The organism is uncultured Romboutsia sp. (assembly GCF_958366745.1).
In the GTDB taxonomy this organism is placed as follows: Bacteria; Bacillota; Clostridia; order Peptostreptococcales; family Peptostreptococcaceae; genus Romboutsia; species Romboutsia timonensis.
In genome coordinates, this window is the sequence record NZ_CATXCO010000029.1 from 1 (window position 1) to 16,437 (window position 16,437).

The window sequence follows — 16,437 nt, forward strand, 5'->3', positions numbered from 1 at the left end:
TTTTACTCATCTTATAATCACCTCTTAGTTAATATTGTACAAAAAAAGATCCCATTATAGACAGACACGCTTTTTCTCGTGTCCACCATATAGGATCCATTTTAATATAAGTTACACTTTTTTATTTATTAACTCAATGATTCTTCTAGTTCATTAAAATCTATATATTTTATAAGTATCTTATAGAACATATCTACCATAGGACCAACCAAAAATGTAAGTACTATTGTTCCAATACCTATTGGTCCTTTTAAAATGAATGCTAAAACTATACATATAATATCTATAATCATTTTAGATTTTTTTATACTAAGTTTTTTTTCTGTTAATGCTACCATTAAATCATCTGTTGGATTAGTTGGTAACTTTGGTATCATATAAAGTGCTATTCCTAAACACACAAGTATCATTCCAACTATAAATAATATCAATTTATTTAAAATCGTATCAACTGGTATTAAATCAACCACTTTAACCCACACATCTGTAAACAATCCCATTATAACAGATGTTATAAATGTTGTTATTCTTATAAATCCTTTTCTTATATACGCTGTTATTATTAATACAAGAAAAGCTGTCATACTTATTGCTAAAGATACTTTTGTGTTTAATATATCTGCAATAGCAAAATTTATAGAATCATAAGAACCTGCCCAAATATCTGATTTTACTGTCATTGATACTCCTAATGTTAATATTGCTATCCCTAATAAAAAAATCATATACTTTTTATATTGTAATTTCATAATGTCCACCTTTTATTATAATAGTATTTTATTCTTCAGTTGCTTTTAAAATAAATAGTTTAGATAAGAAGTCTCTACTTCCATTACAATATAGTTCTTTTTCATCTTCCATATATGGTAATATTTCTTCATTACACGGATCCCCTACTGCATAATCACTAGTTATCATACCTAGATTCATAAGTTCATCACCATAATGATATTCACCTTTTTGTTCTATATAGTAATTTAAATTCTCATTTAATCCTTTTAACTTTATCCTTTTAAAGCTTTCATTTACATCATTTAAAACTTTATACCATCCAACTATAGCTTCTTTTTTATCATCTGATACTACCATCCATGCTGTTATATTATTTTCAAATGGACTTTGCAGTCTATAGAATTTTCCTTTATGTATAAGTTCTCTATATTGTTTAATAAACTCTACCTGTTCTTTAACTTTTTGTTTTTCAAGTTCTGTTAATTCATTTAAATCAAGTTCATACCCAAAAGCTCCAAAATATGCAACATTAGCTCTTGTTTCTATTGGTGTATTTCTAAATACTTGTTGATTAACAATTTCTGATACATGAGCACCTATACTACTTATCGGATAAACCATTGATGTTCCATATTGTATCTTTAATCTTTCTATTGCATCAGAATCATCACTTGCCCAAGCTTGAGGTGCATAATATAACATACCTGGATCAAACCTTCCGCCACCACTTGAACAAGATTCAAATAATATTTTAGGAAATTCATTTATTAGTCTTTCATATAAATCATATACACCTAATATATATCTGTGCATTACTTCGCCTTGTTGTTCTTTAGGAAATGCTTTTGAGTAACACTCTGTTATACTTCTGTTCATATCCCATTTTATATAAGATATATTAGATTCTCTAAGAACTTTAGATATCATTTCATGTATATAGTCTACAACTTCATGTCTTGAGAAATCTAATACATATTGATTTCTTCCATGAGAATCAGATCTATTTGGTGTACTTATTATCCAGTCTGGATAATTTCTATATAATTCACTATCTTTATTTACCATTTCTGGCTCAATCCATAAACCAAAATTTAAACCTAAATCATTTACTTTTTTAGATAAGCCAGATATACCTCTTGGTAATTTATTAGTATTTGGATACCAATCCCCTAATCCTCTATAGTCATCATTTCTTTCTCCAAACCATCCATCATCAAGTACAAATAATTCTATTCCTACATCAGCTGCCGATTTAGCAATATCTAATATTTTTCCTCATTGAAAGAAAATTTAGTAGCTTCCCAGTTATTTATTAATATTGGTCTAACTCTATCTCTCCAATATCCTCTAGCAAGTCTTGTTCTATATAGTGTATGATATGTTTGACTCATCTTATTCAGACCTTCACTTGAATAAACCATTACAGCTTCTGGTGTTTGAAATTCTTCATTCGCATTTAAATGCCATTCAAATCCATGTGGATTTATCCCTAAGGATACTCTTGTTTGAGAGTGTGTATCTACTTCAACTTGAGCTAAAAAATTTCCACTATATACTAAGCTAAATCCATATACATCCCCATTATGTTCATCAGCATTAGGTCTTTTAAGTGCTATAAATGGATTATGATTTGGGCTACTTGCACCTCTTAGTGAATATATTGATTGTATACCTTGCTCTAATTTTCTAGTCTTTATATGTCTTTCTCTAGACCATGCACCTGATAATTGAATCATTTCATAATCATAATCTGGTAAATCAAGATTTAAACTCATAGCTTTAGTTAATCTTAAATTACTATCTCCACAATTTATAAATCTTGAATGTCTAGTTATTACAGGTAAATTTTCATATATTGTATAACTTAATGCTACCTCTGTATTTATAAGTGAGTCTCTAAGTGTTATTTCTAAAGTTGTTGCTTCATTATCTTCTTCTACATATGTTGCTGGCAGGCTTTCTAATTTCTTTTTACCTCTAAAAATTTCATGAGATACATATTCAAAATTAGTTATTTTACTTCCATTTTCTTGGTGTATTTCAAATGCTGGATATCTAAAGTCAGTAGTTCCATAAGATGGATATTCCTGCTTTAATTCTTCTAATGAAAATTTATTATCATCTGTAAATACATAAGCTGTTAATGATCTATTTACAATTTCAAATAAATGTTCAAATGAATCTCTATGCTTTATTTTTTTTCCAAAATATAATTGTCCTAGTTGATTATTTTTCATTATATTTAATATATAGCTTATTTCTGAGTTATATAAATGAAATTCCTTAGTTTTTTGGTTAAATAATATTGGCATACTCTATCCCTCCGTATATTAGTTTATATATATTTTTAAACTAAGTTTAAATCTAATTATCTATCAAAATTATTTATTGTTTATATTAAGAACCTTTACTTTTTTTCTACTTCCTATAACTTGTAATATCTCATCATGGAAAGATCCATTTATTTTATACTTAGATTTATATATAACATACATAACTAAAGCAACTATTGAAGGTATTATTGTCATTATTACTCTTATTCCTATTATAGTTATATTTGATTGTACCGCTGCACCAGCTACATATCCTATTAATGATAATCCTACACCTATTAACCATCCACTTAATGCAGATGCTAATTTAACCAATAATGTTTGTGCTGAAAATATTATACTTTCATTTCTACTTCCTAATTTATACTCACCATAATCAACTATATCTGCAAGCATTACAGTAGTTGAACCTAATAAAAATCCTGAACCTAAGTTTAATAAAACTGCTGATACTGATATAAATAATATACTTTGAGGTGCTATTAACCCAGATATAAATAATGTTATTAAACCAAACATCGGTAATATAGTTGCCATTCTAAATACTTGCTGTCTTCCTATTTTTCTTGTTACTACTGGGAATAACATAAGTCCACCTATTTCTGCTACTTTAAAGAAAGAGTATAATGAGAATAAGCTTTCTTTACCTGCTACATATTTAAAGTAATAAATAGCTGCACCACCTGCCAATTGCATTGCAAGGTTATATGCCAAAACAATTCCAATAAATACTAATAATTGATCATTTTGTTTAAGTATATTGAATGCTTGCTTTATATTTACTTTTTCATTATTAACTTGTACTTGTGTCTTTTCCTTTACATTTATACAAGTTACTATTGTAGATATTATAAATATAATTACTATTCCCAATGCAAAATATTCAAATCCTTTTATTTGGTTTCCATTTCCAAGCTTGTTTACCAATGCAATACCAAATGTTGTTACTGTAAGCCCACCTAAACTTGCAAATATTCTGGGTACTACTGATATTTTTTCTCTATCTTCTTTTGTTGTTGCTAATGTTGGTATCATTGACCAATATGGTATATCCATTATTGTATAAGTCATTCCCCATAATATATACATAACTGAATAATATAAATAAAGTGATGTTCCCTCTAAATCCGGTTTTCTAAATAATAAAAATAGTACAACTGAATTTAATATTGTTCCTATAAATATCCACGGTCTAAACTTACCAAATCTACTTCTTGTATTATCTACAATCATTCCCATGATTGGGTCATTTATGGCATCCCATAATCTTGCCATTAAAAATAATGTTCCTACAAATGCTGGATTGATTCCAACTACATCTGTAAAATAAATCATTAAAAATGTATAAACTATCCCACATGCTAAATCTTTACCATATGCTCCTATTCCATAAGAATACTTTTCTCTAGATGTTAACTTTTGCATCTAAATTCCCCCCAAAAATAAAATTTTATGGTTCCTTACATGTTTTGATTTTATATTATATTGAATAAATTTAGATATCCTTCAGAAACCGTTTTCCATAACTTAATTATATCTATTTTCGTATATTTTTTAAACATATTTATGTAGGGATAATATGGTTAAATGTCTGTTTATTTTATTTTTAATATTTATTACACTATAATTTGTTAAAACATAGATAATTGCTTTACAATTTAATTAAAGGTGCTATTAAAGAAGATAGTAATATTTGTTTTAGTAATATAAATTTATAATTGATGTATAAAAAAAATGTCTAATAAAATTATTAGACATTTTCTTTTTAAAAATTAAATTTAATTCTTAAAATAAATAAGCTAAATAATGGCCAATTATTTAACTAAAAGCATAGCTATTGCATTTATAAAGAATAATACTGCAGCTATTTTTGTTACTCTTCCTAAGAAAGCTTCTTTTCCTTTTGGTTTGAAGTAGCTTTGGTTTCCTTCACCACCATATTGTGATGGAACTGCACTCTTTGTATCTTGTGGCATTATACTTAATATAAGAACTATTGCTAGTACAACTTGTACTCCCATTAGTATATTACTTATGTTCATATGTCCACCTCCTACTATTTTATTTATAAAATTGCTTTATACTTTAATATATCACACTAATGTAGTCAATTCAAGGTATGTAGCCTAAAATTAACCTTCTATTCAATATCTTAACAACTGTGTAATATACAAATAATCCCTATACAAATATACTGTATAGGGACCATTTTTTCAAAATTTATTTTTAAATAATATTAAATTTGTAATTAATTTATTTTACAAGAACAGATTCTTTCTTTAAGTTGTAGAAAGACTTCATTCCACAGTATCTAGCTTGCTCTCCAACCATTTCTTCTATTCTTAATAATTGGTTGTACTTAGCAACTCTATCAGTTCTTGATGGAGCACCAGTTTTTATTTGTCCAGCGTTTACAGCTACTGCTAAGTCAGCTATAGTTGTATCTTCTGTTTCTCCTGATCTGTGAGATATAACTGCAGTGTATCCAGCTCTCTTAGCCATTTCTATAGCATCTAAAGTTTCAGTTATTGTACCTATTTGGTTAACTTTTATTAATATAGAGTTAGCAACACCTGCTTCTATTCCTCTTTCTAATCTTTCTGTGTTAGTAACGAATAAGTCGTCTCCAACTAATTGTACTTTCTTTCCTAATCTATCAGTTAATACTTTCCATCCATCCCAGTCTTCTTCATCTAAACCGTCTTCTATTGTTACTATTGGGAAGTTGTTAACCCACTCTTCGTATAAATCAACCATTTGTTCAGCAGTTAATTTTTTACCTTCGTGTTTTAAATCATAAAGTTTAGTTTCTTTATCGTACATTTCTGTAGCAGCAACGTCAAGACCTAATCTTACGTCATCTCCTGGCTTGTATCCAGCTTTTTCTATAGCTTCAACTATTAATTCTAAAGCTTCTCTGTTTGATCCTAAGTTTGGAGCGAATCCACCTTCGTCACCTACACCACAAGCTAATCCTCTTTCTGAAAGAACTTTCTTTAATGAGTGGAATACTTCTGCACCCATTCTTAATCCTTCTCTGAATGACTTAGCTCCTACTGGTAATATCATGAACTCTTGAACGTCAACACTGTTATCAGCATGTTCTCCACCGTTTAATATGTTCATCATTGGAACTGGTAATTGCTTAGCGTTAACTCCACCTATGTATTGGAATAATGGTAATCCTAATTCTTCAGCAGCAGCTCTAGCAACAGCCATAGAAACACCTAATATAGCGTTAGCCCCTAATTTACCTTTATTGTGTGTTCCATCTAATTCTATCATTAAAGCATCTATTGCAGGTTGATCAAAAGCATCCATTCCTTCTAATTCTGGAGCTATTATTTCATTTACGTTAGCAACAGCTTTTTCTACACCTTTTCCTATGTATCTTCCCTTGTCACCATCTCTTAATTCAACTGCTTCGAAAGCTCCTGTAGAAGCTCCTGATGGAACTATAGCTCTTCCTACTGCTCCACTTTCTAATGCTACTTCAACCTCTACTGTTGGATTTCCTCTTGAATCTAATACTTCTCTTGCATATACTAATTCTATAACTGACATATGTATATCTCCTCTCCAATTTGTATATTAAATTACATCATATTAAAATTTATTTGATGGGTAAATTTTGAATTTTTCTGTAATCTATAATTTTATAAAATTTATTTTATTAAAGAGTGACCAGTCATTTGTTCTGGTTTCTCTAAATTCATCATATCTAAGATTGTAGGTGCAATATCTGATAACCTACCATCTTCTTTTAATTTTGCATCTTTTAATTCTTCCCCTACTACCATAAATGGCACTGGATTAGTTGAGTGAGCTGTTACAGTTGACTCTGTATTTGCATCCCACATATACTCTGCGTTACCGTGGTCAGCAGTTATTATTGCAGCTCCACCTTTAGAAAGTATTTTATCTACTACTTTTCCTACGCAAGTATCTACAGCTTCTACAGCCTTTACAGCTGCTTCCATAACACCTGTATGCCCTACCATATCAGGGTTAGCGTAGTTTACTACTATTAAATCATATCTATCTTCATCTATTTTAGATAATAATTTATCTGTTAATTCATAAGCACTCATCTCTGGTTGTAAGTCATAAGTTGCAACCTTTGGAGATGGAACTAATAATCTATCTTCGCCATCATTTGCTTCTTCTACTCCACCATTAAAGAAGAATGTAACGTGAGCATACTTTTCAGTTTCAGCAGCTCTTAATTGGCTCTTTCCTTTTGATGATAAATATTCACCTAATGTATTTTCTAAACTTTGTGGTTTAAATGCTACATTTACATTTTTTATAGTTACATCATATGTAGTTAAACATACGAAGAATGTATTCATATTTGGTCTTTCAAATCCTGCAAAATCAGTATCAACTATAGCTCTAGTTATTTCTCTAGCTCTATCTGGTCTAAAGTTACCAAATACTATAGAATCACCTTCTTTTATTAGTCCTAATGGTTTCCCATCTTCAACTATAACTGTAGGAACAACGAATTCGTCATTCTTATCATCAGCATAAGATTTTTCTATTGCTTCCTTAGCAGAAGTTGCAGTATTTCCTTTTCCATTAACCATTGCATCATATGCAAGCTGAACTCTTTCCCATCTTTTATCTCTATCCATAGCGTAGTATCTACCAGAAACTGAAGCTATTTTACCAACTCCAACTTCTTTCATATAGTTTTCTACATCTTCAATAAATTCTAAAGCACTTCTTGGATCTACGTCTCTTCCATCTGTAAATGCATGTACAAATACATTTTCTACACCATTTTCTTTAGCCATTTTCACTAAAGCTTTTAAATGATCTATGTGAGAGTGCACTCCACCATTAGATAGTAATCCCATTAAGTGAAGAGAATGTTCTTTTGCATTTTCCATAGCTTTTAGTAAAGCTTCATTTGTGAAGAAATCTCCATCTTCTATAGCTTTACTAACTCTAGTTAAATCTTGATATACTATTCTTCCTGCACCAATGTTAGTATGGCCAACTTCTGAGTTACCCATTTGTCCATCTGGAAGACCTACATCAAGTCCACTAGCTTGGATTAATGTATGAGGATATTCATTCATTATTTTATCTAAATTAGGTGTATTTGAAGATGCTATAGCATTACCATCAGTATTTTTGCTTTCTCCAAATCCATCCATTATTATTAAAGCGACTGGTTTTTTCATATATGTCTCTCCTTAGAAATTAACAAGCTCTACATAATCATTAGCTTCTAAACTAGCTCCACCTACTAAAGCTCCGTCTATATCACTTTGATTCATTATTTCAGCTACGTTTGAAGGTTTAACACTTCCTCCGTATTGGATTCTAACTTCATTTGCTAACTCACCATAAAGATTAGCTACAACTTCTCTTATGTAAGCTATAACATCGTTAGCATCTTCAGATGTAGCAGTTTTTCCAGTTCCTATAGCCCATACTGGTTCGTAAGCTATAACCACCTTAGCTAAATCTTCTTTAGATACATTTTCTAAAGCTTTTTCAACTTGAACTTTACAAACATCCTTAGTGTTTCCTGCTTCTCTTTCTTCTAAAGTTTCACCAACACATAATATTGGATCTATTCCAACTTCTAATGCTTTTAAAACTTTTTTGTTTACAGTTTCATCAGTTTCATTGAAGTATTGTCTTCTTTCAGAATGTCCTATTACTACATAGTCCATATCTAATTCTTTTAACATAAGTGGTGATATTTCACCAGTGAAAGCCCCTTTTTCTTCAAAGTGCATGTTTTGAGCACCTATCTTTATGTTAGTGCCTTTTGTTGCTTGTTTTAAATCTTTTAATAATGTAAAAGGCGCACATATAACAGCTTCTACTTTATCATTGTTTACTCTATCTTTAACTTCATTCACAAATTCTAAAGCTTCCGCTATAGTTTTGTGCATTTTCCAGTTACCTGCTATTATTGGTTTTCTCATTAATATTCCTCCCAATAAGATTAAATCTTAGAGAAATCTGATAATCAGATTTCTCTTGACTTAATTATTTTATTTTAAGGTAGCTTTACTTTTGTAAAGCTAAACTGTGGTCAAATTTATCTAAATATATTGTACTTTAAAGTACTTTATAGTAATTTACAAATTTATTTGTTATCTAAAGCTACTATACCTGGTAATTCTTTACCTTCTAAGAATTCTAAAGAAGCTCCTCCACCAGTTGATACATGAGTCATTTTATCTCCAAATCCTAATTGGTTTACAGCAGCAGCACTATCTCCACCACCTATTACAGTAGTAGCATCAGTTAATGCAGCCATAGCTTTAGCAACAGCTAATGTACCATTTGCGAAGTTTTCAAATTCAAATACTCCCATTGGTCCATTCCATACTATTGTTTTAGAAGCGTTTACAGTGTTTACATATTCTTCTATTGTTTTAGGTCCTATATCTAGTCCCATAAATCCTTCTGGTATATTAGCATCTTCTGTTATAACAGGTGCAACATCTGCAAATTTATCAGCAACAGCATTGTCTATAGGTAATAATAATTTAACACCTTTAGCTTTTGCTTTTTCCATCATTTCTTTAGCGTATTCTACTTTTTCTTCTTCAACTAAAGAAGTTCCTATTTCATATCCTTGAGCTTTTAAGAATGTATATGCCATTCCTCCACCTATTATTAGGTTGTCTACTTTTTCTAATAATTGTTCTATAACAGCTATTTTGTCCGATACCTTTGCTCCCCCTAATATTGCTGTGAAAGGTCTAACAGGATTTTCAACTGCTTCCCCTAAGAACTTTAATTCTTTTTGTATTAAATATCCACAAGCTCTTTCTTCTAAGAATTCTCCTGCTCCAACTGTTGAACAGTGTGCTCTATGAGCTGTTCCGAATGCATCATTTACATATACATCAGCAAGTGAAGCTAATTCTTTAGAGAAGTTTTCTTCATTTTTAGTTTCTTCCTTTCTATATCTTGTATTTTGTAGTAAAACTACATCTCCATTTTCCATTTTTTCTATAGCTGCTTTTGCATTTTCTCCAACAACATTATCATCTGCAGCAAATACTACTTCTTTGTTTAACATTTCAGATAATCTTTTTGCAACTGGTGCTAAAGATAATTCTGGTTTAGCTTCCCCTTTTGGTTTTCCTAAATGAGAGCATAATATAACTTTCGCTCCATTTTCTATTAAGTATTTTATAGTTGGAAGTGCTCCATTTAATCTATTTTCATCTGTTATAACACCATCTTTTAATGGAACGTTGAAATCACATCTTACTAAAACTTTTTTTCCGTTTACATTTATATCTTCTATTGTTTTTTTGTTAAGCATTGACATCGTTATCTCTCCTCTCAAAAAGAAACCCTAATGGTATAATTCATAATACTTTTTATTTAATATATCTACTCTTAAAAAAGTCCGTAATTTGTAGCAAAGTGCTACAAACTCGGACTTATATGAAATTACTTAGCTAAGTTAGCGAAGTATCCTAATGTTCTTATTAATTGAGCTGTATAAGACATTTCGTTATCGTACCAAGAAACAACTTTAACTAATTGCTCTCCGTTTACTTCCATAACTCTTGTTTGAGTTGCATCGAATAATGATCCGAAGTTCATTCCTACTATATCAGAAGAAACTAATTGCTCTTCAGTGTATCCGAAAGATTCGTTAGCAGCAGCTTTCATAGCAGCGTTTATTTCTTCTACTGTAACTTTTTTGTCTAATGTACAAACTAATTCAGTTAAAGAACCAGTTATAACTGGAACTCTTTGAGCTCCTCCGTCTAATTTACCTTTTAATTCAGGTATAACTAAACCTATAGCTTTTGCAGCTCCTGTAGTGTTAGGAACTATGTTAGAAGCAGCAGCTCTAGCTCTTCTTAAGTCACCTTTTCCATGAGGTCCATCTAATGTATTTTGGTCATTAGTGTATGCATGTATTGTAGTCATAAATCCTTTTTGTAATCCAAATACATCGTTTAATGTTTTAGCCATTGGTGCTAAACAGTTAGTTGTACAAGAAGCTCCTGATATAACTGTTTCACTACCATCTAATACATCATGGTTTACATTGAATACTACAGTTTTTAAATCTCCTGTAGCTGGTGCAGATATAACAACTTTCTTAGCTCCAGCTTGTAAGTGAAGTCCAGCCTTCTCTTGAGAAGTGAAGAATCCAGTACATTCTAATACTATATCTACCCCTAATTCAGCCCATGGTAAGTCAGCTGGGTTTCTTTCAGCAGTAACTTTTATTTCTTGTCCATTAACTACGAAAGCACCTTCTTTAACTTCTATTTCACCATTGAATCTACCTTGAGCAGAGTCATACTTGAATAAGTGAGCTAATGTTTTAGCGTCTGTTAAGTCATTTATAGCAACAACTTCAAACTTATCTGTTTGCTCCATTAATTTTCTTAAAGCTAATCTTCCTATTCTCCCAAAACCGTTTATAGCAACTTTAACCATTTTGTTTCCTCCTAATATGTATAAGATTTATAATATATTTTACTAGCAATGCTAGTGATTGGCATTTATTGTTCTAATATAGCCTGAGCACTTTCTTCATCAGTTATAAGGACTATATTTTTATTTATATTAGATAATGCAATTAAAGCATTCGCTTTTCTTTTACCTGCGAATATAGCAATACTTTCTTCAACATTTTTGAATGTTTCTAAATCAATACCAGCAGTATTTAATTTATAAACGATTTCTCCATTTTCATTGAAGTAATGACCAAAAGCTTCCCCAACTGCACCTTTTGATATAATTTCATTAACCTTATCTTCTGGCAGCTTTCTTCTCTTTGCCATTTCATCTGCTTTACCTATTGCAAATACTAATACGTCTGTTTTTTGTATATAATCTAAGGTATTTTTTATTTCAGGCTCTTGACTAAGCATTTTCATAGATTCCTCGCCTAGTTCATCTGGTATATTCAGTAACTTATATTGAGAGTGTAGTTTTTTACTAGTTATAGCTACAATGTTATTTGATTGTATTTCTACGTCTTTCCCCATACTTCCTCTTGCAGGTACAACTGTTACATCATTATATCTTTTATCAGTTTTTATACTATTTGCAAATTCTAACATAGTACTTCCACCTGTAACAGATACTGTATCTCCATCCTTCAATACGCTTAAGAAATATTCTGATCCACATCTTGCTACATCTTTTATTAAACTATTATTACTATCAAAGCTACCTGATACTAATAAAACCTTTTTTATACCTAGCTTATTTTTTACTTTTTCTTGTAATGTAGATAATCCCATAACATCATTTATGACATCTTTGAGTTCATCTAAAAGTTTAATACCTTCATATGTTATGGTCATTCCAGATACCGCTACATCTATAAGTCCTTGTTCTTTAAGAAATTCAGTTTCTGATCTAACAACTCTCTCACTTATATCAAGTATATTTGATAGAGTTCTTCTTCCTACTGGCTCACTTAAAGATATCTGTCTAAGTATAGAGTATCTTCTTTCCATAAGCTCAATCACTTGCGGAATAAGTTTTTGTTGTATCTTTAATAAGTCTTTCATTTACTACTCCTTATTGTTTGTAAGGGACATTAATTGTCCCTCGTATTTATTTTAGTCCCGCAAGATAATTTAATTTTATATTAAATAAATTTTTTTTTCAATAGTTTTTCTAATATTTTCATATTTTTTTATAACTTATATTTAATCTAATACTGCTTTCTTTTACTTGATGATAATATACCAAGTTCTTCTCTATATTTCGCAATAGTTCTCCTAGCAATATTAATCCCCCTATCATTTAGTATTTTTGATATTTGGTCATCACTTAATGGTTTTTTCTTATTTTCAGACTTTATTGTCTCCTGTATCATTCTTTTTATGCTAACACTAGATGCTAAGTTATCATAATTAGTTTCTAGTGCACTACTAAAGAAATATTTAAATTCATATATCCCAAAGGGAGTTAGCATGTATTTTCTATTAACCCCTCTACTAATAGTAGACTCATGAAAATCTAAGTTTTGTGCAATATCTTTCATTTTCATAGGCTTAATATACTTCTCTCCTTTATCAAAAAAATCCTTTTGATTTTTTACAATTTCTTTAGCTATCTTTAATATTGTAGATTTTCGACTTTCTATACTTTTAACTAATCCTGTTGCAGAATTTAATTTTTCCTTTATAAAATTTTTAGTACTTTCATCATACTTTGAATTTTTTAGAATTTCTTTATAGAAATTACTTATTCTAATTTTTAAACTATCACTTTCATTTATGTAAACTATAAATTCATCTTCTATTTTTTCTACAATAACATCAGGTTGAATATATACACTCTTTTCATCAGAACATACTCTCCCTGGCTTTGGTTCTAATGTTTTTATAATATTTATGAGATTTACACATTTTTGCATAGATATATTATATTTCTTAGTTATTTCCTTATATTTATTTTTTCCAATTAAATCTAAATCTTTAGATACTATAGTCTCTAATAACGCATTATCTATTCCAAGATTTCTCATTTGTATTATCAAACATTCAGATAAATTTCTAGCACCTACTCCAACAGGTTCTAATTGCTGTACTATTTTTAAACACATTTCAAATAAGCTATTAGTTATATTTAATTCATCTATTATATATTTTTCATCTATTCTTAAATATCCATCTTCATCTAAGCTATCTATTATATAGTCACAAATTTCTTTTTCTATTTTATTAATTTTATATAAGCTAACTTGTAAATGTAGGTTTTCATATAAGCTATATGTGTTTTTTATAATATTTTCTAGGTTTATATCATTATCATAATTATAATATAATTCATTTTTATAACTCGGACGTGAATTTTCAATATTTTTAATATATTTTTCCCAGTCTACTTCGCTGCTTTTTTCCACTTCTAATAGTGGATTTTCTTCATATTCTCTTTTGATTTCTTCCTCTAATTCTAACTTGCTCATATTTAATATATTTAAAGATTGTTTTAACTGCATAGTTATTATTAGTTTTTGAGATTGAGTTAATTCTAAACTATTATTAAAATTCATATCTTCACCTAATAACCTTCCTTGTTTACATATAACTTAAATTAAAAATTCACTTTGAATACATCCGCTTCAAAAAAATAAAAAAACCTTATACCAGATATATTTTAACATTTATAATATATCTTCATATAAGGTTTTTTATTTCGTATAAAATTTATATAATTTTAAAATATTAAAACTTACATATCTTTTAAGATATTTAATAGTTCTTCTTCATTGTACATATACTTAGAGTTACAGAATTGACATCCTACCTCTGCTTGTTTGTCTTCTTCTATTATTTGAGATAATGCAGTTTTTCCTATAGCTACTAATGCTTCTTGAACCTTGTCTTTACAACATTCACATTCGAACTTAACATCTATTTTATCTAATATTCTAGGTTGTAATCCTTCTAAAACTATGTCTAACATATCTTCTGGTGTTTTACCTTCTGATAGCATAGTTGTTATTGATTTTAAGTTTTGAATATTTTTCTCTAATTGAGATATAGTTTCTTCAGTAGCATCTGGCATTAATTGAACTATAAGTCCTCCTGCACATTCTACATGTGTTTCAGTTGTTAAAACACCTAATGCAACTACTGATGGTGTTTGCTCTGATACTGCAAAGTAGTGTGTAAAATCTTCAGCTATTTCTCCACTTACTAATGGATAAGCTCCATTATATGGTTCTCTAAGACCTAAGTCTTTTATTACTTTAACAACTCCATTAGTACCTACCGCAGCTGCTACATTTAACTTACCATTCTCATAGTCAGGAACTTCAACTTTAGGATTTGATACATATCCTTTAACTATTCCATTTACATCAGATGTAGTAAGTATCGTTCCTATAGGTCCCCCACCTTTTATTATAACTGATAACTTATCACCTTTGTTTTTCATCATTAACCCCATCATAGAAGTTGCAGTTAATGTTCTACCAAGTGCTGCTGTTGCAACTTTTGAAGTTTCATGAAGTCTTCTAGCTTCCTCTACCATGTTTGTAGTTATTCCTACGAAAGCTCTTATTTGACCACTTGCACCTGTTGCTCTTATTACATAATCTTTCATATAAGTGTATTCCTCCGTTAATGATTCTATTTTTTACATACAAAGAATATTCTTTCACTATCTTCTTTTGGATCTTCAAAAGTAAAGTCTCCATAAGTTTTTACATTAGTAAATCCTGCTTTTTTAAGCATTTTAAGAACTTCTTTCTCTGTGTAAGCTCTTTGTTGATGTACTTCTTCAAATCTTGTAAATCTTCCATCTTCTTCTTTTATAAAGAAGGCAAGTTCCATTTCTACTACATTTTCTTCACTATCAAAGTAATTTTGCCACATATATGCAACATCTTCTCTATTTTCACCATACATGTTGTTTCCTAATATAGTAGATAATTTATAATATGAACTTATATCAAATATAAATACTCCATCATCTTTTAATAATTCATATGATTTTTCAAATACACTTTCTAATTCATCATCATAAGTTAAGTAATTGAATCCATCACATGCACATAATATACAGTCTAGATTCGGTACATCAAAATCTAATTCTGCTATATCTTGTTGAAGTAATACTAATTCAACACCTTCTTTTTCTGCTTTTTCTCTCGCTACACTAAGCATTTCTTCTGATATATCAATACCTGCTATATCATAATTTTTTTTAGTTAAAGGTATAGTTAAATTACCTGTTCCACAAGCAAGTTCTAATATATTTTGAACTTGAGCATTTTCATTTTTTATTATATCTTCTATATATTTAACCCATCCGTTGTAATCAACTTCATTCATCAGTTCATCGTATACGAATGCGAAGTCTTTATACTGTTCCATCGTCCTTTTTCGCTTCCTCCGCCTTTTTCTTTTGCTTTTTCCTTGATGTTAACATTCCACCAATTTTTCCAGCTTCTTTAGCAGTAAGTCCTGCCCACCCTAGCTCTGTAACTTTGTCTATTAGGCCAAGCTCAGATGCAATCTCATATTTCATTATATCATTATCTGTCAATATCTTACTTTTTTTAGATTTTGTTGAACTTTTTTTACCTGGTTTATTTAAAATATCTTTTTCCATAAATAATCACCTCTTGTATTTTTAGTTTTATCATCTATCTAAAATTTATACAAATATTTAAAGGGGTATAATTTCATTAAATTTATTATTCTATTAATGCTAGTTTTTATTAATTTATATATTTTGACCTTTATTAACTAGTTATGCTAGTTAATCTATTGTATATATTAAATCTTCTATATCTAGTTTTTTATTAAGAAAATACTCTATTCTAAAATTTAGTATAAATTTATAGTAAACGAACTTAATAATAAAGGTATGAAAATTATTAAATAAGTTAACA

Annotated in this window: 14 protein-coding genes and 1 pseudogene; all 15 read right to left on the reverse strand. The window is 29.4% G+C overall.

Annotated features, from left to right (window positions below; translation table 11 throughout):
- Positions 1-128 precede the first annotated feature (128 nt).
- Positions 129-749 (reverse strand): YitT family protein, encoded by a 621-nt coding sequence (locus Q5F54_RS03840; RefSeq protein WP_302333984.1) that lies wholly within the window; start codon positions 747-749, stop codon positions 129-131.
- A 28-nt stretch (positions 750-777) separates the two neighbouring features.
- Entirely contained in the window at positions 778-1,089 is a 312-nt protein-coding gene (locus Q5F54_RS13215) for a GH36 C-terminal domain-containing protein (RefSeq protein WP_330697370.1), read from the reverse strand.
- A gap of 108 nt (positions 1,090-1,197) precedes the next feature.
- Positions 1,198-3,044: pseudogene (locus Q5F54_RS13220) on the reverse strand (alpha-galactosidase); the annotation flags it as partial.
- A gap of 69 nt (positions 3,045-3,113) precedes the next feature.
- Complete coding sequence (gene melB / locus Q5F54_RS03850) at positions 3,114-4,490, reverse strand: melibiose:sodium transporter MelB (protein ID WP_281537883.1); 1,377 nt, start codon at positions 4,488-4,490, stop codon at positions 3,114-3,116.
- 389 nt (positions 4,491-4,879) lie between these two features.
- Positions 4,880-5,101, reverse strand: a complete 222-nt coding sequence (secG, locus tag Q5F54_RS03855; protein WP_083334988.1) for a preprotein translocase subunit SecG — start codon at positions 5,099-5,101, stop codon at positions 4,880-4,882.
- A 217-nt stretch (positions 5,102-5,318) separates the two neighbouring features.
- Positions 5,319-6,629: a phosphopyruvate hydratase gene (gene eno, locus Q5F54_RS03860; protein WP_281537882.1), complete on the reverse strand. Its 1,311-nt coding sequence runs from the start codon at positions 6,627-6,629 to the stop codon at positions 5,319-5,321.
- Positions 6,630-6,730: 101 nt separating this feature from the next.
- Positions 6,731-8,257, reverse strand: coding sequence for a 2,3-bisphosphoglycerate-independent phosphoglycerate mutase (gene gpmI, locus Q5F54_RS03865; protein ID WP_281537881.1), 1,527 nt, complete (start codon positions 8,255-8,257; stop codon positions 6,731-6,733).
- A 12-nt stretch (positions 8,258-8,269) separates the two neighbouring features.
- Entirely contained in the window at positions 8,270-9,013 is a 744-nt protein-coding gene (tpiA, locus tag Q5F54_RS03870; protein WP_071119173.1) for a triose-phosphate isomerase, read from the reverse strand.
- Positions 9,014-9,177: 164 nt separating this feature from the next.
- Positions 9,178-10,377 carry a phosphoglycerate kinase gene (gene pgk / locus Q5F54_RS03875; protein WP_071119172.1) on the reverse strand — a complete coding sequence of 400 codons (1,200 nt, stop codon included), beginning with the start codon at positions 10,375-10,377 and terminating at the stop codon, positions 9,178-9,180.
- Positions 10,378-10,502: 125 nt separating this feature from the next.
- A complete protein-coding gene (gene gap, locus Q5F54_RS03880) occupies positions 10,503-11,510 on the reverse strand; it encodes a type I glyceraldehyde-3-phosphate dehydrogenase (protein ID WP_071119171.1) in 1,008 nt (335 codons plus the stop codon).
- 65 nt (positions 11,511-11,575) lie between these two features.
- A complete protein-coding gene (locus Q5F54_RS03885) occupies positions 11,576-12,595 on the reverse strand; it encodes a sugar-binding transcriptional regulator (RefSeq protein ID WP_071119170.1) in 1,020 nt (339 codons plus the stop codon).
- Between the two features lie 146 nt (positions 12,596-12,741).
- Positions 12,742-14,088: an RNA polymerase factor sigma-54 gene (rpoN, locus tag Q5F54_RS03890; RefSeq protein WP_281537880.1), complete on the reverse strand. Its 1,347-nt coding sequence runs from the start codon at positions 14,086-14,088 to the stop codon at positions 12,742-12,744.
- A gap of 179 nt (positions 14,089-14,267) precedes the next feature.
- Positions 14,268-15,143 carry an Hsp33 family molecular chaperone HslO gene (gene hslO, locus Q5F54_RS03895; protein ID WP_281537879.1) on the reverse strand — a complete coding sequence of 292 codons (876 nt, stop codon included), beginning with the start codon at positions 15,141-15,143 and terminating at the stop codon, positions 14,268-14,270.
- A 26-nt stretch (positions 15,144-15,169) separates the two neighbouring features.
- Entirely contained in the window at positions 15,170-15,916 is a 747-nt protein-coding gene (locus tag Q5F54_RS03900; protein ID WP_281537878.1) for a class I SAM-dependent methyltransferase, read from the reverse strand.
- Positions 15,903-16,154 carry a small, acid-soluble spore protein, alpha/beta type gene (locus Q5F54_RS03905; RefSeq protein WP_277231367.1) on the reverse strand — a complete coding sequence of 84 codons (252 nt, stop codon included), beginning with the start codon at positions 16,152-16,154 and terminating at the stop codon, positions 15,903-15,905. The genes Q5F54_RS03900 and Q5F54_RS03905 overlap by 14 nt, the downstream gene beginning before the upstream one ends.
- Between the last annotated feature and the right edge of the window lie 283 nt (positions 16,155-16,437).

Bases quoted from the DNA above. Each gene is read 5' to 3' on its own strand.
- Q5F54_RS03840 (WP_302333984.1), bottom strand. From the start codon at position 749: ATGAAATTACAATATAAAAAGTATATGATTTTTTTATTAGGGATAGCA.
- Q5F54_RS13215 (WP_330697370.1), bottom strand. From the start codon at position 1,089: ATGGTAGTATCAGATGATAAAAAAGAAGCTATAGTTGGATGGTATAAA.
- melB (WP_281537883.1), bottom strand. From the start codon at position 4,490: ATGCAAAAGTTAACATCTAGAGAAAAGTATTCTTATGGAATAGGAGCA.
- eno (WP_281537882.1), bottom strand. From the start codon at position 6,629: ATGTCAGTTATAGAATTAGTATATGCAAGAGAAGTATTAGATTCAAGA.
- gpmI (WP_281537881.1), bottom strand. From the start codon at position 8,257: ATGAAAAAACCAGTCGCTTTAATAATAATGGATGGATTTGGAGAAAGC.
- tpiA (WP_071119173.1), bottom strand. From the start codon at position 9,013: ATGAGAAAACCAATAATAGCAGGTAACTGGAAAATGCACAAAACTATA.
- pgk (WP_071119172.1), bottom strand. From the start codon at position 10,377: ATGTCAATGCTTAACAAAAAAACAATAGAAGATATAAATGTAAACGGA.
- gap (WP_071119171.1), bottom strand. From the start codon at position 11,510: ATGGTTAAAGTTGCTATAAACGGTTTTGGGAGAATAGGAAGATTAGCT.
- Q5F54_RS03885 (WP_071119170.1), bottom strand. From the start codon at position 12,595: ATGAAAGACTTATTAAAGATACAACAAAAACTTATTCCGCAAGTGATT.
- rpoN (WP_281537880.1), bottom strand. From the start codon at position 14,088: ATGAATTTTAATAATAGTTTAGAATTAACTCAATCTCAAAAACTAATA.
- hslO (WP_281537879.1), bottom strand. From the start codon at position 15,143: ATGAAAGATTATGTAATAAGAGCAACAGGTGCAAGTGGTCAAATAAGA.
- Q5F54_RS03900 (WP_281537878.1), bottom strand. From the start codon at position 15,916: ATGGAACAGTATAAAGACTTCGCATTCGTATACGATGAACTGATGAAT.
- Q5F54_RS03905 (WP_277231367.1), bottom strand. From the start codon at position 16,154: ATGGAAAAAGATATTTTAAATAAACCAGGTAAAAAAAGTTCAACAAAA.